This window comes from Pseudomonas sp. ASL7 (assembly GCF_056680375.1).
The window spans coordinates 1,209,683-1,224,615 of sequence record NZ_CM155279.1; the positions used below are offsets into that span (position 1 = coordinate 1,209,683).

18 protein-coding genes and 1 pseudogene are annotated in these 14,933 nt (G+C 57.3%); 5 read left to right on the forward strand and 14 right to left on the reverse strand.

Annotated features, from left to right (window positions below; all coding sequences use genetic code 11):
- Positions 1-677 precede the first annotated feature (677 nt).
- Entirely contained in the window at positions 678-1,013 is a 336-nt protein-coding gene (locus AC1MDT_RS05590) for a c-type cytochrome (protein WP_480421079.1), read from the reverse strand.
- Between the two features lie 710 nt (positions 1,014-1,723).
- The gene (locus AC1MDT_RS05595; RefSeq protein WP_480421080.1) at positions 1,724-2,059 is read right to left on the reverse strand and encodes a hypothetical protein; all 336 of its coding nucleotides are present in this window, start codon (positions 2,057-2,059) and stop codon (positions 1,724-1,726) included.
- Positions 2,060-2,152: 93 nt separating this feature from the next.
- On the opposite strand from AC1MDT_RS05595, the pseudogene AC1MDT_RS05600 reads away from it, so the two are divergent.
- From AC1MDT_RS05600 to AC1MDT_RS05610, 3 genes and pseudogenes are all read left to right on the forward strand, one after another.
- A pseudogene (locus AC1MDT_RS05600) lies at positions 2,153-2,242 on the forward strand (sn-glycerol-3-phosphate transporter); the annotation flags it as partial.
- A gap of 133 nt (positions 2,243-2,375) precedes the next feature.
- A complete protein-coding gene (locus AC1MDT_RS05605) occupies positions 2,376-2,576 on the forward strand; it encodes a hypothetical protein (RefSeq protein ID WP_480421081.1) in 201 nt (66 codons plus the stop codon).
- 1,128 nt (positions 2,577-3,704) lie between these two features.
- Positions 3,705-3,908 carry a hypothetical protein gene (locus AC1MDT_RS05610; protein ID WP_480421082.1) on the forward strand — a complete coding sequence of 68 codons (204 nt, stop codon included), beginning with the start codon at positions 3,705-3,707 and terminating at the stop codon, positions 3,906-3,908.
- A gap of 177 nt (positions 3,909-4,085) precedes the next feature.
- Here AC1MDT_RS05610 and AC1MDT_RS05615 read toward each other — a convergent pair whose 3' ends face one another.
- From AC1MDT_RS05615 to AC1MDT_RS05655, 9 genes are all read right to left on the reverse strand, one after another.
- A complete protein-coding gene (locus AC1MDT_RS05615; protein WP_480421083.1) occupies positions 4,086-4,280 on the reverse strand; it encodes a hypothetical protein in 195 nt (64 codons plus the stop codon).
- Between the two features lie 215 nt (positions 4,281-4,495).
- Positions 4,496-4,780, reverse strand: a complete 285-nt coding sequence (locus AC1MDT_RS05620) for a hypothetical protein (RefSeq protein WP_480421084.1) — start codon at positions 4,778-4,780, stop codon at positions 4,496-4,498.
- A gap of 204 nt (positions 4,781-4,984) precedes the next feature.
- Entirely contained in the window at positions 4,985-5,215 is a 231-nt protein-coding gene (locus AC1MDT_RS05625; RefSeq protein WP_010460746.1) for a hypothetical protein, read from the reverse strand.
- Between the two features lie 129 nt (positions 5,216-5,344).
- Positions 5,345-5,566: a hypothetical protein gene (locus AC1MDT_RS05630; RefSeq protein WP_480421085.1), complete on the reverse strand. Its 222-nt coding sequence runs from the start codon at positions 5,564-5,566 to the stop codon at positions 5,345-5,347.
- Positions 5,567-5,635: 69 nt separating this feature from the next.
- Positions 5,636-6,676, reverse strand: a complete 1,041-nt coding sequence (locus tag AC1MDT_RS05635) for a DNA topoisomerase IB (RefSeq protein WP_480421086.1) — start codon at positions 6,674-6,676, stop codon at positions 5,636-5,638.
- A gap of 75 nt (positions 6,677-6,751) precedes the next feature.
- The gene (modC, locus tag AC1MDT_RS05640; RefSeq protein WP_480421087.1) at positions 6,752-7,831 is read right to left on the reverse strand and encodes a molybdenum ABC transporter ATP-binding protein; all 1,080 of its coding nucleotides are present in this window, start codon (positions 7,829-7,831) and stop codon (positions 6,752-6,754) included.
- Positions 7,832-7,834: 3 nt separating this feature from the next.
- On the reverse strand, positions 7,835-8,515 hold the full coding sequence (modB, locus tag AC1MDT_RS05645; RefSeq protein WP_480421088.1) for a molybdate ABC transporter permease subunit: 681 nt from the start codon (positions 8,513-8,515) through the stop codon (positions 7,835-7,837).
- Positions 8,516-9,283: a molybdate ABC transporter substrate-binding protein gene (gene modA / locus AC1MDT_RS05650; RefSeq protein ID WP_480421089.1), complete on the reverse strand. Its 768-nt coding sequence runs from the start codon at positions 9,281-9,283 to the stop codon at positions 8,516-8,518. It lies immediately after the preceding gene.
- 238 nt (positions 9,284-9,521) lie between these two features.
- Complete coding sequence (locus tag AC1MDT_RS05655; RefSeq protein WP_480421090.1) at positions 9,522-10,586, reverse strand: NAD(P)H-dependent flavin oxidoreductase; 1,065 nt, start codon at positions 10,584-10,586, stop codon at positions 9,522-9,524.
- Positions 10,587-10,782: 196 nt separating this feature from the next.
- Between AC1MDT_RS05655 and acuI the strand changes: the two genes are divergently transcribed.
- Entirely contained in the window at positions 10,783-11,766 is a 984-nt protein-coding gene (gene acuI / locus AC1MDT_RS05660) for an acrylyl-CoA reductase (NADPH) (RefSeq protein ID WP_480421091.1), read from the forward strand.
- 63 nt (positions 11,767-11,829) lie between these two features.
- Complete coding sequence (locus AC1MDT_RS05665) at positions 11,830-12,288, forward strand: GyrI-like domain-containing protein (RefSeq protein ID WP_480421092.1); 459 nt, start codon at positions 11,830-11,832, stop codon at positions 12,286-12,288.
- Here AC1MDT_RS05665 and ada read toward each other — a convergent pair.
- From ada to AC1MDT_RS05680, 3 genes are all read right to left on the reverse strand, one after another.
- Complete coding sequence (gene ada, locus AC1MDT_RS05670) at positions 12,285-13,352, reverse strand: bifunctional DNA-binding transcriptional regulator/O6-methylguanine-DNA methyltransferase Ada (RefSeq protein WP_480421093.1); 1,068 nt, start codon at positions 13,350-13,352, stop codon at positions 12,285-12,287. The two genes, AC1MDT_RS05665 and ada, sit on opposite strands and share 4 nt — an antisense overlap.
- Before the next feature lie 87 nt (positions 13,353-13,439).
- The gene (gene alkB, locus AC1MDT_RS05675; RefSeq protein ID WP_480421094.1) at positions 13,440-14,120 is read right to left on the reverse strand and encodes a DNA oxidative demethylase AlkB; all 681 of its coding nucleotides are present in this window, start codon (positions 14,118-14,120) and stop codon (positions 13,440-13,442) included.
- Positions 14,110-14,817, reverse strand: a complete 708-nt coding sequence (locus AC1MDT_RS05680) for a 2OG-Fe(II) oxygenase (RefSeq protein ID WP_480421095.1) — start codon at positions 14,815-14,817, stop codon at positions 14,110-14,112. Before AC1MDT_RS05680 ends, alkB begins: the two co-directional genes overlap by 11 nt.
- Between the last annotated feature and the right edge of the window lie 116 nt (positions 14,818-14,933).

Here is a 14,933-nt window from a genome sequence, read left to right on the forward strand (position 1 = left end):
TGTTATGAGGGTCGCCTCGGTATATACGGGCGTAAGTAATCCTTGACTTTTTCCTGCTCCAATACTGCGCTTGCTTCTGCTTCTTGTAATATCTCTGCCAGAATACTCAAGGTGAAACTTGAGGAGACAAATGTAAGTAACAGCAAAGTTATCCGTGCAAACGCCTACTTTCCGACTCGGAAAATATTTGTTATTTAGGTAACTGGTTAGGTTGGATCCAACCGCAATGGATCCAAGGGTAGCCCCGTCTTGATCGTTTGCTAAATAACATTAGGGAATTAAAAGAATTCCCAAAAGAGTTATAGAAAGACGAAGCTGAGGGGGCGGTGATTTGCGGGTTTTGGATTGTGCTCGGTTGGCCGGACGCCGGGGGAGGGACCCAAAAGGGGGGCTTTTTCGGGTATTCGCTATTTCCTGTTCATCTCTGTAAGGCACCGTTTGCAGCGATGTCACCGCTGGACTCAGCCTTGTCCCTCCCAGCCTTTGCACGTAATCGCGCATCATCTGGAAAGGGTGGAGGAGCTTGCGCCTTTCTGACAGGCAACAAAAAGCCCGCGCACGGCGGGCTTTCTGCATGGGGTCAAATCCTTTTGTCTGTTCAATTTGCGCTGCATTCTGTGAGAACTTCGTGAAAACCATGTCACTGAAACGAAAAGTATCCGGTCCAAGCCAATAAACTATTTTTGTTGATGCAGGTATTTTTGTATTGCATCCACTTCAAGTTTGCTTGGCATTGCACCGTTGTCAGATTTGAAGCTGGTGCCAGCCCAATGCGGCATTGGCGTCTTCAAAGGCTTTCCATGATCGTCGATACCGCTAAGCACGGCTCGCTCAAATATTTTTGATTTCCACTCACTGGCATCTCCGGCCAGCTTAGGTGCTGATCCCCCCATGCCTCGAGGCCCATGGCAGACACTGCAGTTATCTTGAAAAAGTGCTTCTCCATCTGGAGTTGATGCCATGGTCGATGAGCAAGAGAGTAGGGTCATGATTGCAAGAACTGCGCATTTCATTGTTGGCTCCTTGACGCCCCAGCAGCGACGCCGACTGCTTTGGGGAACGCTACGTGAGAGCGTAGCAGCAGGCGCATGAGGAGAGGGCGCGAGGACTGCGGATAATTAAAAAGCCACGCATTGGGCCGGTCTTCTATGCCAAGAATCCTAATGAAAGCGATAGTTGCCGCCACAGCTGCTGCCCTTCCACAGGACCTGGTTGTGTCCCTCTCGCACGGTCACACCATGCAGATCATGGTTCACTTGACGCAGGAATGTTTAGTAGTCACGCATTGAAGGTGCTCGGCGTTGAGTCGTTCGCATTCTGCATTAGCCTCTATTCGGTTTGGATAGCAGGCTTGAAGCCTGCACTTATCGTCATTGTCGTAAATGTTGAATTCGACAGAGTCGGTCGTGCAGTAGAAGCGTGATCCGTTGCGCGTTGATCCGGTTTCCTTCGGTACCGCGGGGACAACGACGAATCTCGACATCATGTTTTTCCCCTCTAGCAATAGTGTGTCAGTGAGCTTAAGGGATAGCGGCTATTGGCCACTGGATCAAGTGAATGCCTTGAAAATCCGATAAGCAGTCCGCCGCAACCAAAACTCATTTCGATTCACCGTGGTGACTACTACTCAATCATGCGGATCAGGAGCAACGGGGGAGGGGGGCGTATCTAGGCTGCAAGGGCACGCCCTGGCACAGATCCAGGTTCTGGTGGGGTGATATCGTTACTCTTTATAGATCGTCGCTACCAGCGGCATAGCGGGGAACCAAAGCCAATCACCGTCCTGGACTGGGGCGTCAAAGTTCCGGTTCACCTCGAACAAGTGGTTACAGTCTGTCCCGTTCGTATAGGACAGCTCAATACTATGGGTAGATTGCCAGCCTTCAAAACCTCCCGTTTGCAGACCAAGCCATCCGGCTCGCTGCACAATCCCGCCAGTGATTTCGGCCCCCCTGTGAAGCGATCGTCCGGCCGGGCTGAAATGAAATGGAATGCTGGGTAGTCGAACCAAGTCGCCATTCACCGTGTAAGCCATGATTTCTGCTTTTTTATATTCCATAGGCCTTACCCTGGTTTCACTTGACTCACCAATACCGGCAATCAGCCACTATTTCAATACCTGCCAATGCGAGGCACTAAAATTTCCAGATCCATTCCGTCGCTGGGGGTTCATTACGGGCCGGTAGCAGCCGAGCTGGTATTGCTCGGTTTCAACGCGCGCATGGTCACCATGGGCTTGTGATTCCAGGGCGATTGCCAACCCCAGCGGCCGACTGTTGCCAGCCTCGCGCCGCTTGCCGACTATCTGCAGCCTCGAGGCTTGTTCGCTGTTCGGGCGTAGAATAAGTGCGCTACCTCATCAATAGGAGCCGCGTATGCAATCCGACCAAGTGAGTACTCAGGCCGCTGAGAACAGAGCCGTCTGGGATCAATACTTTTGTGCTGCATTGATTGCGGAAAGCAATCTGACGGCACCGGTTATCGGAGGTCCAAATTCGAGTCACGAGGACAGGCAAAATCTGTTGGTCGAAAGAGCTACCGTACTCGCTGACAAGATGATGGAACATAGAAGATAAACAAAGCCCAGCCATTGCGCTTAATGCTGTTCATTTAAGCGATGTGATCCACTGTAGGAGCGAGCTTGCTCGCGATGGTTGTTACAGATAGCGCGTGGTTACAGGCTAAACGCAGCGCTCTTGAATCCATCGCGAGCAAGCTCGCTCCTACAAAATCCTTAACTGAACAGCATTAAGCCATTGCGCTGGGCTTTTCACATCTGGAGCCACCCTGGCTTCCTGCGACGAAATGGCCGTGAACCCTTGAGACGATCCCAGCGTTCGGCCAGCCATGGCCATCGGTGCAACCACCGTCGGCGAGTACGACCCGGGCAGCGGTGCGCATCACCTCACACCATCACCGAGCAGACCGGCCGTGCGAAACCGTCTACTAAATGTAATGGTTTTATATAGTTGGGATAGCTGCAAGCTCAACCCCGAGGGAGCTATTGGTCTTATCGTAAAAAAATATATTGTTGGTTTTTGATTTGCCTGGGATTAGAGCTAATGTTTCCTGTAGGGCTTAGCTAAAAAGGGTGGGAGTTGTGAATAAATTAACTGCTCCAATTGTTGTTGCATTGTTCATGGCTGGCTGCTCTTCTTCCGGCCACTAAGCTGCAACTGACGGCCACGCTGCCACGCTGCCGCCAAGCAGCTGAGCGGCAGCGAAATAAGCACTATGGTGATGTGTCGGAAGCTGGATTATTACCAATCATGTATTGTGTGTTGTGTATTAAAAGTACGATAAAAAATGTAATAAAGTTTGCAGTGATGTCGTTGCGATCTGGCAACTAATAACAAGTTTTCTCTTAATCTTAAGTAGTAATGGTGGCGAGTTCTTGAGTGCTGGCTGTCTGACGCAGGTGAACAGCTCGATTTTGGTGCGTCAAATTTTTCAGCGGTCTTGCCATACCAGGCTCCGGCGGCGGCTTGGCAGGCATGCGGCGCGCAATACCCGTGCGCAACGCGCCTACGGACCACCATTCGTCGCTTATGAAATGGCGCGCCAAATATACGACTATTCATGGCTTGAGGATTGCAAAGGACGGCGTTGTTGGCGCCAGATCGACGTAATTCTGACGCGAAAACAACTACACTAGGCTTAAGAATTGCCAGCAATGCGCTGTGCCAGTCACCGGAGGATGTAACGTGTCAACTCTCAATGAAATCGCAGCGAACCACGCGAAAATGGCTAAAGCATCGGCAGGAGAGTCGACCGAATTATCCGAGCGACAAACCCAAAGGGTGGGTGGTTTTGAAGTTCCATCCATCGAGTCGCAACAACACGTTCCACTGCATCTCATCGTCGGTGCTCAAGACAACCACCAAGCACCGGTAATCGGCTACTTGTGATGGCTGCGCGGGATCGAGTGAAGTAAATATTCCTTTGGTGGCGCCGATACTTCCGTATCCCCTATCAACGGAGTAACCATGCTGCGCTGGCGTTCGGCTCTGGTGAATAAGGGTTGGCAGGCGACGGCTGATGCAAACCCTTAATTCTTTCACGCCGCCATTTTCGCGGGGCAGCGGCTATTGATCCGGATCAGCCCCGCGCCGATCTTTTCCGGAAGGGTTGCCGGTATCGACAAGCCTTCTCTCTAACAGGACATTTTGAAGTGCCTGCCGGGCTTCCGGGTCCAGTTGATGCTCCCTCTCCTTGAGCTCAAGCAAGATTGGGCTGGACCAAGCGCGATAGGTTTGTTCGGCAGTACGAATGGGTGCCATCGATCTCCTCCTGATTAGACGTCATCCAACAAAGGCGCTGCAGTTCTACGCGTTAGAAACCCTAGTTGATGAACCTGTTTGCTGCCATTAAATGACAGGGGTTCTTCGCACCCGAGGACGGGCGGGGGGATGCACTCAAGCGCATGTCGTTGCGAGAAATCATGCCGTCAGGGGCTGAACCGAGCGCACTCGATTCAGCCCACCGAAGCTTTCAGCTAAACGAATGGTTGACCGGTAAATCCACGAGGCAATCTTTGCAGTCCGGGCATCGCCGTCAGACGCTGCACCCAGGCTGCGCGCCAATCGTTGGCGGTGTGGGTGACTTTGGCTTTGCGTGCGGCTCGGCGTGCCGCGTTGCGTTCGTTGCGGCGCGCCTCTTTGAACGCGTCGGTGCTTCGGCAGCTTCTGCATTTGACGCGAGTCAGTTCGGTGCTTGAGGTGAGGTTACTGCCTTTGTGACCGCAGGCCAGGTGGCCGCCAACTTTGTAATGAGTGACCATAAGATGTCTCCTTCATGACATGTGATCGTTTGACCTCCGGGCGGCGACGTTCGTTGCGTGCGCAACAGGCAAAAAAAAGCCCAGCGTGGAGCCGAGGCGGGGTGTTTTCGGAGACGATCAGGCAGGGACGCACTCGGTGACGGGACGTCGCCGTTCATGCGTCCTGAATCAGACCCTGTACTCGCGTCGCGTGTCCGGATCGAATCATCTGAACCTTGGCAGAGGCGGGTCTACAGGTTTGAGTGAAGACAGTGTGTTGCGAATCAGTGGTGCGTCCTTTTCGATATCGTTCAGGCGATCACGAATTCTCAGGGCAGTCGGGTGTCCGCCTTGATGATCAACCCAGTCGGCGATCTCCTTGCATGCCGCTGCCAAGCGAGCCTGGCGAGAGTCGAGCAGGGTGAGCAGGGTGGTGATGGACTCTTTTTCGGACATGGCAAACACCTCCGTTCAAGAAACCTGGCAAATGGCAACAAAAAGCCCGCTGGGAGCGAGCTTTCTGCCGATGGGGTCGCTGATCCTTCAGCAGTTTTCAGTATAGACCCGGAAAAGGCAGGTGATTTTTCAGCCTTGTCGGGCTGTCACGTGTGACCTTGCGTTCAGCTGTCGACATTCTCGTTGGGCGTCTTCTTCACGATCAAAGCCATCACCGATAAAGCCGCGAGTGCGCGTATCGGCGATGCGGTACCAGACGGCGGCGTCAGGTGGCAGATGACCGGCGTCTCCTGCTCGGCGGCCGTGGATGATGATTTTGTTGCAACGCTTCACGACAAAAATGTCTTCCATGGCTCACCGCAGCAGATTCGTTCAGATCAACTATAGAAGCCATTTGCAATCGTGCAAAAAATAGACAGGTCAGTTCGTCGGTTCAGTCCTTTCGATCATCTTCTCCAGGTACATCGCCAGTCCGGCTTCCTCGGCTCTGAGTCCTTTGCGCATTCTTGGCCGAGGCAGTTCCGCCAGCGCTCCCAGCATGAATCCATCGAGTACCGCCGGATGGATGTAGCACTTGCGGCAAACGGCCGGGGTATTGCCTAACTGCTTGGCGACGTTCTTGACCATCTCCACAACATGCCGCTTGGCATCCGACTCCGGCTCCCATTGCAGTTTGCGCAACAGCGCTAACGCCAGCACGCTGCCGGCCCAGGTTCGATAGTCCTTAGCGGTGAAGTCGGCACCCGTGAGGGTTTGCAGGTAAGCGTTGACGTCAGAGGAGCTGACAGTATGTCGCTCACCGTTTTCATCGAGGTACTGAAACAGGTTTTGCCCGGGAATCTCCAGGCAGCGCTTGATGATCCGCGCCAGTCGCCGGTCTTTCACAGTGATCCGATGCTCGACGCCGCTCTTGCCGCGAAACTGGAACAGGATCGCGCTGCCGTTGACCTCGACGTGACGGTTGCGCAGGGTGGTCAGGCCATAAGAGCGGTTGTCCCGTGCGTACTGCGAATTGCCGACGCGGATCAGCGTTGTATCGAGCAGGGTAATGACTGTGGCCATGACCTTGTCGCGACTGAAGCCGGGAGCGGCCAGTAAGGCTTCCAGTCGTTTGCGCAGTTTCGGCAAGGCCAGGCCGAAGTCCCGCAGACGCGAGTACTTGTCGGCATCGCGCACCTCTCGCCAGCGCGGGTGATAACGGTATTGCTTGCGACCTCGGGCGTCACGGCCGGTGGCCTGCAGATGGCCGCACGGGTCGGCACAGATCCACACATGGGTATAGGCCGGCGGTACGGCGAGGGCATTGATGCGTTTGATTTCGTCTTGATCGGTGATGCGCTGACCTGCCGGGTCTAAGTAGTAGAACTTGCCACGCAGTTTCTTGCGGGTAATGCCGGGCTGGGTGTCGTCGACGTAACGCAGGTCGGGGGGCAGCACATCGGGCAGCGCGGTATCGGGCATGGCGGTAGTCCTTGGCCTGCAATCAGTGACCGTTACAGCCATTGACCGCAGGCTTCTACAGACGTGCCAGCGGATTTACGCCAGCACCGCCACTGCCTTGATTTGCGCCCAGAGTTGCTGGCCGGGGTGCACGCCCATTTGGTCTCGGGAGTAGCGAGTGATCCGCGCCAGCAGCGGTGTGCCGTCAGCCTCCAGGCGGATCAGCACGTGAGCGGCGTTGTCCGCGCCCATTTCACTGATCACGGTGACCGGGAGGCGATTGAGGATGCTGCTTTGCTCGACGCTTTGCAGACTCAGGCTGACATCCCGCGCTTGAACCTTGCAGCGCAGCGCCTGGCCCGCAGTCATCGGTGAGTGAGTGACGCGAATGTTCAGGTGCGTGCCGGGCAGTTGCAGGGTCAGCAATTGGTAGTCAGTGTCATAGGCACTGACGCGTCCCTCGATCACCACGCCGGCGTCGTCGCCCAGCGCCAAGGGCAGATCAAGACGCGCCAGGGTTTCGCCAATCGGGCCGCTGGCCAGCGCCTTGCCATTGCTGAGCAGGACGAGGTGATCGGCCAGTCGCGCGACTTCATCCTGTGAGTGGCTGACGTACAGCACCGGGATGTCCAGTTCATCATGCAGTCGTTGCAGGTACGGCAGGATTTCGCTTTTGCGTTGGGCGTCCAATGCTGCCAGCGGTTCGTCCAGCAGCAACAGTTTCGGGCTGGTGAGCAGGGCGCGGGCGATACCGACACGTTGACGTTCACCGCCCGAAAGGTGTTGCGGATGGCGACCCAGCAAGTGGCCAATCCCGAGCAATTCAGTCGCATGAGCCATATCGACGCGGCGCTGTTGTTTCGGGATTCGCTTAAGGCCGAACTCCAGGTTGGCCAGTACCGACAGATGAGGGAACAGGCTGGCTTCCTGGAAAACGTAACCCAGCGCGCGTTTGTGCGGCGGTACGAAAATCTTTTTGTCGCTGTCCTGCCAGACTTCATCGTTGATCTGGATGAAGCCCTGATCAGCCCTTTCCAGGCCGGCGATACAGCGCAGGCAGGTGGTCTTGCCCGAGCCCGAATGGCCGTACAGTGCGGTGACGCCGCGGCCGGGCAATTGCAGATCCACCTCCAGGGAGAATCCCGAATAACGCAGTTTCAGCTGTGTCCGAATCATCAATCAGCTCCAGCCCGCTTTGGTTTTGCGGCTGGAGTAAAGCGCCAGCAATACCGCAAAGGAGAACACCAGCATTGCCCCGGCCAGCCAATGGGCCTGTGCGTATTCCATGGCTTCGACGTGATCGTAGATCTGCACCGAGACCACGCGGGTCTTGTCGGGAATATTGCCGCCGATCATCAGCACCACGCCGAATTCACCGACGGTATGGGCGAAGCCGAGAATGGCCGCCGTGATAAAGCCCGGTCGGGCCAGCGGCAGGATCACGCTGAAAAACGTATCCCAAGGATTGGCGCGCAAGGTCGCGGCCACTTCCAGAGGGCGCGTGCCGATGGCGGAAAAGGCGTTTTGCAGCGGCTGGACCACGAACGGCATCGAGTACAGCACCGAGCCGATCACCAAACCTGTAAAGCTGAACGTCAGGGTGCCGAGCCCCAGTGACTGGGTGAAGTGGCCAACAAAGCCGTTAGGGCCAAGCGCCAGCAACAGATAGAAGCCAATCACGGTGGGTGGCAGCACCAGGGGCAGGGCGACGATCGCACCGACCGGGCCGCGCAGCCAGGATTGGGTACGCGAGAGCCATAAGGCAATCGGTGTGCCGATAACCAGCAGGATGGCGGTTGTCAGGGACGCCAGCTTCAGGGTCAGCCAAATGGCGGAAAAATCGGCACTCGAGAGCGTCATTTAGAGTTGGTAGCCATAGGATTTGATGACCGCGGCGGCTTTTGGACCTTTGAGGTATTCAACCAGCGCCGTGGCGGCCGGGTTGTCCTTGCCTTTGTTGAGGATCACCGCGTCTTGCTTGATGGGGTCGTGCAGGGCAGCCGGAACAATCCATGCCGAACCACCGGTGACTTTGCCGTCTTTGTAGATTTGCGACAAGGCTACAAAGCCGATTTCGGCGTTGCCGGTGGACACGAACTGGTAGGCCTGGGTGATGTTCTGGCCTTCAACAATCTTGTCTTTGACCTTGTCGGTCAGGCCCAGTTTGGCCAACACCTGAGTCGCGGCCAGACCATAAGGCGCGGCTTTCGGGTTGGCGATGGACAGGTGTTGATACTGATTGTCGCTCAGCACTTTGCCCTTGGCATCGACGTAACCTTCCTTGGCCGACCACAGCGCCAGGGTACCGATGGCGTAGGTGAAGCGTGAACCCTTGACCGTGTCGCCTTCGCTTTCAAGTTTTTGCGCGGTGGTGTCGTCGGCCGACAGGAACACTTCGAACGGCGCGCCATTCTTGATCTGGGTGTAGAACTGGCCGGTTGCGCCAAAGGAAGTGACCAGTTTGTGCCCGGTGTCTTTCTCGAAGTCAGCAGCGATAGCCTGAATCGGCGCGGTGAAGTTGGCGGCGACTGCCACCTGGACTTCAGCTGCCTGGGCCGACCCGAAGGCGAATACGGCGATCAGGCTCGCAAGACAAGTGGGGGCAAAGCGTGAGGCACGAAAGGTCATGAAACGGCTCCATGTTAGGCAATTGCGGCGAAGGGCGAAAACGCTATATAGAGGAATATATAGCGAATGGTCTGTAAACGGAATGTTCTGGATACGCATTGCTTGGGGCACGCTTGCGTTCAATGTAGGAGCGAGCTTGCTCGCGAAGGACTTGAGAGCAACGCGTTTATTCAGGAAGAACGCATTATCGTTAACGTCCATCGCGAGCAAGCTCGCTCCTACATCGAACGCGGCCTAATCAGGCATAGGTCAGCTTCGCCAACCCATCCTCCGCCAGGCGCCGAGTCAGCTCGGCCGTGGTCATTTCGACGCCCAGGGTGAACGCCTGCCCGGCCCAGAGATTACTGAAGTCCGCTTCCCCCTTGGCCCGCAGCGGCATCAGCGCACCACCGGCCAGCGGAAAGGCCGGGGCTTTGTCAGACATCGGCCCGAGCTCACGCATCACTCGATTGAGAATCCCGCGCGCCGGGCGTCCGGTGAAAATATTGGTGACCGCTGTCTCGCTTTCCCTGGCCGTACGCAGCGCCTTGTGATGAGAGGCGCTGACCTTGGCCTCTGGCGTGAACAAATACGCGGTACCTACTTGCACTGCCGAAGCGCCCAACAGAAAAGCCGCCGCGACACCGCGTGCATCAGCAATGCCGCCCGCCGCAATCACCGGCACTTTCACCGCGTCGACAATCTGCGGCACCAAGGCAAATAGACCCACTTGGCTGCTCAAGTCGTCGCTCAGGAACATCCCGCGATGACCGCCTGCTTCGTAGCCCATCGCGATGATCGCGTCACAGCCATGTTGCTCAAGCCAGATGGCTTCTTCTACGGTGGTGGCTGAGGACAGCACCTTTGCCCCGGCCGCTTTGACACGGTCCAGCAAGGATTTTTCCGGCAGCCCGAAGTGAAAACTCACGACTTCGGGGCGAAACTCCTCGATCACTTCGCAGGTCGCGTTATCGAACGGTGCGCGATTGGATACCGGCGTCGGTGCGTCGAAGTCGACACCCAATTCCCGGTAGTACGGTTCCAGCAGATTTTTCCAGTCACGGGCGCGTTGCTCATCGGCGGCGGGAGGCTGGTGGCAAAAGAAGTTGACGTTTATCGAGCGTTGGCTGTGTTGGCGAATCGTCCTCAACTCTTCACGCAACTGTTCGGTGCTCAACATGGCGGCAGGCATGGAACCCAGCCCGCCCGCGTTGCTTGCGGCAATCACCATGGCCGAACCGGTGGCGCCGGCCATGGGCGCCTGGATGATCGGCAGTTCGATTCCGAGCAAATCAAGAATGCGGGTGTCGGGCCATTGGTTCATTTGAAAGGTTCTCCGGCATGAAAACAGGGCAGGGACGGTAGAGCCGGTTTTGTATCATGACTGGTGCAAGGCCGGCCGAGTTTTCAGAGCCGCCGACGGGATAAAGGCCCGGTTTGGCTTAAAGTCGAGTACGGCAAAATGTTGCGTTGTGCTATTTCATCTCGACAAGCTAAGCAATTCCTTTTGGGAGGCAGCAATGTTCAAAGGTATTTTGATCGACAAAGACGACAGCGGTTACCGGGCCACACTGCAAGAGATCAATGACGATCAGCTTCCGGAGGGTGATGTGACAGTGCGCGTCGCGTACAGCACGCTGAACTTCAAGGATGCCCTGGCAATCACTGGCAGCAGCCCGGTGGTGCGAAAATTCCCGATGGTGCCGGGCATCGATCTGGCAGGTACTGTCCAAGTCAGTGGGCATCCGGACTACAAGGTCGGCGACCAGGTGCTGCTTAATGGCTGGGGCGTTGGCGAAGGGCATTGGGGTGGATTGGCGCAGAAAGCCCGCCTGAACGGCGACTGGCTGATCCCGTTGCCGCCGCAATTCAGTGCCGCCCAGGCGATGGCCATTGGCACGGCCGGGTACACGGCGATGCTCAGTATCCTGGCGCTGGAACATAACGGCGTGACGCCGGAACAGGGCGATATCCTGGTCACGGGCGCCAATGGCGGCGTAGGCAGTTTCGCCATTGCGCTGCTCAGCAGGCTCGGCTACCGGGTGGTTGCGTCCACTGGCCGTACCTCCGAACATGACTACCTCAAACAGTTGGGCGCCAGCGAAATCATCGATCGTGCCACGCTGTCCGAACCGGGTAAGCCCTTGGCCAAGGAGCGTTGGGCGGCGGTGATTGACTCGGTCGGCAGCCACACGCTGGCCAACGCCTGCGCCAGCACGAAGGCCAACGGCACTGTCGCTGCGTGTGGGCTGGCTCAAGGGATGGACTTTCCAGCCTCCGTTGCGCCATTTATTTTACGCGGTGTGACACTCGCTGGTATTAACAGCGTGACCCAGCCGAAGGCCAGGCGAGTATTGGCCTGGAGTCGACTGGCCAAGGATCTGGACTTCACCTTGTTGTCGCTGATCAGTCACGAAATCGGTCTGAGCGAAGCGATCGATGCCGCACCTCGATTACTCGCGGGGCAGTTGCGGGGAAGGGTTGTCGTCGACGTCAATCGCTGACAAGGTAGGCGCCGTTGCGGTTCGTCAGGGCCGCAAATCTGAATAACAGGGAGTGGCGCAGCAATGGACATCAAACAGGCCTATGTCGCACCGTTCATCGTTTCGGGGCTGAGGGTACGAACCCTCAACAGCGCGGAACAAGAGGCTGAAACGGCGAAGATTGGCCCGATGTGGGGGCGTCTCTATAGCGAAGGGTTGATTGAGCGGATTGCGCCGCAACAACCCGCTTCACCGGCCTACGGCGTGTACTCCGGGTACGAATCGGATGCGTTGGGGGCGTTCGATGTGACGGCCGGGATTGCTGTTCAGGCACCGGCGCAAGGTTACGAGACAATCCGCATCGAAAACGGCCAATACCTGGTGTTCGAAGGCAAGGGGCCGATGCCAGATGCCGTCATCGACGCCTGGCAGCGAATTTGGGCCTATTTCGAAGCGCACCCGCAGATCAGGCGCCGGTTCGCGACCGACTTTGAAGCCTATACAAGCCCGGATTCCGTGGCGGTGTACATCGGCATCGTCTAAGGCAGTGCTTCTCGCTCCAACAACTGGCGTTTGCGTTCCACGCCCCAGCGATAGCCTGAAAGATCGCCGTCGCTGCGCACCACGCGATGGCACGGAATTGCCACCGCGAGGCTGTTTGCGCCGCAGGCCTGGGCCACGGCGCGGAAGGCTTTTGGTGCGCCGATGCGCTGGGCGATTTCGGCGTAGCTGGCCGTGCTGCCGACGGGGATCTCTCGTAGCGCTTGCCATACCCGTTCCTGGAACGCGGTTCCGCGAACATCCAGTGGCAGGTCCAGGCCAATGGCCGGTGCTTCGATAAAACCGACCACCTTGGCGATCAGTTGCTCGAATGAATGATCGGCACCGATCAGGTTGGCCTGTCGAAACTTGTCCTGCAGATTGCACACCAGTTGGTGTGGATCGTCCCCGAGCAGGATCGCGCAAACCCCGCGTTCACTTTGCGCGACCAGAATCGCCCCCAGGGAGCATTGGCCGACGGCAAACCGAATGTCGTTGTTCTGGCCTTCGGCGCGGTAGTCTCCGGGTTTCATGCCCAATAGCTGATCCGCGGCCTCATAGAAGCGGCTGTTGGAGTTGAAGCCGGCGTCATACAGGGCGTCGGTCACCGAGCCGCCGTTCGCCAACTGTTCACGCACTCTGCGCGAGCGATGGGCCGTGGCGTAACCCTTGGGGGTCAGGCCGGTGACTGCCTTGAATATCCGGTGGAAGTGAAAACTGCTGAGGCCTGCGCTGTCAGCCAGCTCGCTGAGTGCAGGCAAATGCTCGGCGGTTTCAATCTGACGGCACGCGGCTGCCACGATCGCTGCATGTTGCGCGGCGACGTCGCTTTGATCCTTTGTCGCCCGTTTGCTCGGGCGATAACCCGCCGCCTGGGCTTGCTCGGCGGTATCAAAAAATTCAACGTTCTGCGGTTTCGGCAAACGCGCCAGGCTGCTGGGGCGACAGTAGATGCCAGTGGTTTTCACTGCATACACAAACTGTCCGTCTGCCCGGGGATCGCGCGCGACGACGGCGGCCCAGCGAGGATCGTTTTCGATGGCGATTGTTGTCGAGTGGATTGTCATGGCTTCATCTCCGTTGACCCGTTTCATTCAGAGTAACCAGCCGGCAGGCGCAGAACACTCCGGGTCTTGCGGTCGAATTCGAGGGCTTCATCCCGCGGTGCGAAAGGTGAAGTTGATCCGTTGTTCACCCATGCAGGGGTGCTGGCCTTCCTTAATGGGCAGCACGCCGTGATAACGCAACCGATCCACCCCACCCCAGACCACGATGTCTCCATGTAACAGGGGCACGCGTTGGGTTTTTTCGCGGCGTTCAAAACCGCCGAACAGGAACATCGCCGGCAATCCGAGGGACACTGACACAATCGGCGCTGCGTAGGACTTTTCGTCCTTGTCCTGATGCAATGACATCTTGGCCCCAGGGATGTAACGATTGATCAGGCAGGAATCCGGCTCGAAATCGGCAAACCCTGCTGCCCGTGCGGCCGCTTGCGCCAGTTCGAAAAACACCTCGGGCATGCTGGGCCAGGGCTGGCCGGTCTGCGGATCCTGGTGGGTGTAGCGATAACCGCAGCGGTCGGTGGTCCAGCCCAGCGTGCCGCAACTGCTCAAGGCCACCGACATGGTAAAACCACCCGGGGTGATCATCTGTCTTAACGGCGCCGCGGCCAGTACCGCTTGCAGTGCGGGCAGCAAACGTTCTAGCCACGGCAGGGCGAAGCCTCTCAATACGTAGGATTGCTCGCCTATCCGGTCGCGTCTGGGCCGCTGCTCAAGTTCCGCATCGGCAAACAGATCCAGGGTGTTCGGGCTCATGGGGTCATAACGCATCGTGAAAGATGATTCCAAGGGTATGCCGTTTTCCGCTGTGCAGGCGACTTACGCCATGGCGCAGGGTGACGCGGTAATAGCCGCGAACGCCTTTGACCGGGCGCTGGTTGACGGCAAAGACCAGTGCGTCGCCTTTCTTCAGACGGATGACTTGAGGGCGTGACTGCATCCGGGGGCGCTGTTCGGTCAGGACGAATTCGCCACCGGTGAAATCCTCGTCTGGCTCCGACAGAAGAATCGCAACTTGCAGCGGGAAGACGTGTTCGCCATACAGATCCTGATGCAAGCGGTTGTAGTCCTGCGGGCCGTATTGCAGCAACAACGGCGTCGGACGATCCTGACCGGCGGCATGGCAGCGCTCTAAAAACGCCTCATGCGTCTCGGGGAATCGGGTCGCAAGGCCCATCTGTTCGTACCAGCGATTGGCAATCGGCACCAGTCGAGGGTAGAGCGCGCCGCGCAAACGGGCTACCGGGGCGGGCAGTGGGTAGCTGAAGTATTTGTACTCGCCGCGGCCAAAACCATGGCGGGCCATGATGACGTGAGAACGGAAAGGCTCGCGCTGGTTGTAGAGGGCGCTGATGTCGTCGCATGTCTGGTGGCTTAAAAGCGACTGGATGATCGCGCAGCCATCCTGATCGAGTTGTCGTTCCAGCGCGTCCCAGTCGCATGCGACGAAGTGATGCTCACTAAACACATTCTGACTCCTTAACCCAACGTTGAGGTGGTCAGTCTAGGGCGCGGTACCTTCGTTATCACTCCGGTGCTTGCGGTCGAACTTCACCGCGTGGAGCAGACGTCCTTGTTGTCGCT

Excerpts from the sequence above, each read along its gene's own strand:
- modA (WP_480421089.1), bottom strand. The coding sequence starts at position 9,283 with ATGACCTTTCGTGCCTCACGCTTTGCCCCCACTTGTCTTGCGAGCCTG.
- acuI (WP_480421091.1), top strand. The coding sequence starts at position 10,783 with ATGTTCAAAGGTATTTTGATCGACAAAGACGACAGCGGTTACCGGGCC.
- AC1MDT_RS05590 (WP_480421079.1), bottom strand. The coding sequence starts at position 1,013 with ATGAAATGCGCAGTTCTTGCAATCATGACCCTACTCTCTTGCTCATCG.
- ada (WP_480421093.1), bottom strand. The coding sequence starts at position 13,352 with ATGACAATCCACTCGACAACAATCGCCATCGAAAACGATCCTCGCTGG.
- modC (WP_480421087.1), bottom strand. The coding sequence starts at position 7,831 with ATGATTCGGACACAGCTGAAACTGCGTTATTCGGGATTCTCCCTGGAG.
- AC1MDT_RS05615 (WP_480421083.1), bottom strand. The coding sequence starts at position 4,280 with ATGGCACCCATTCGTACTGCCGAACAAACCTATCGCGCTTGGTCCAGC.
- AC1MDT_RS05605 (WP_480421081.1), top strand. The coding sequence starts at position 2,376 with ATGCAATCCGACCAAGTGAGTACTCAGGCCGCTGAGAACAGAGCCGTC.
- modB (WP_480421088.1), bottom strand. The coding sequence starts at position 8,515 with ATGACGCTCTCGAGTGCCGATTTTTCCGCCATTTGGCTGACCCTGAAG.
- AC1MDT_RS05625 (WP_010460746.1), bottom strand. The coding sequence starts at position 5,215 with ATGTCCGAAAAAGAGTCCATCACCACCCTGCTCACCCTGCTCGACTCT.
- AC1MDT_RS05655 (WP_480421090.1), bottom strand. The coding sequence starts at position 10,586 with ATGAACCAATGGCCCGACACCCGCATTCTTGATTTGCTCGGAATCGAA.
- AC1MDT_RS05630 (WP_480421085.1), bottom strand. The coding sequence starts at position 5,566 with ATGGAAGACATTTTTGTCGTGAAGCGTTGCAACAAAATCATCATCCAC.
- alkB (WP_480421094.1), bottom strand. The coding sequence starts at position 14,120 with ATGCGTTATGACCCCATGAGCCCGAACACCCTGGATCTGTTTGCCGAT.
- AC1MDT_RS05665 (WP_480421092.1), top strand. The coding sequence starts at position 11,830 with ATGGACATCAAACAGGCCTATGTCGCACCGTTCATCGTTTCGGGGCTG.
- AC1MDT_RS05595 (WP_480421080.1), bottom strand. The coding sequence starts at position 2,059 with ATGGAATATAAAAAAGCAGAAATCATGGCTTACACGGTGAATGGCGAC.
- AC1MDT_RS05620 (WP_480421084.1), bottom strand. The coding sequence starts at position 4,780 with ATGGTCACTCATTACAAAGTTGGCGGCCACCTGGCCTGCGGTCACAAA.
- AC1MDT_RS05635 (WP_480421086.1), bottom strand. The coding sequence starts at position 6,676 with ATGCCCGATACCGCGCTGCCCGATGTGCTGCCCCCCGACCTGCGTTAC.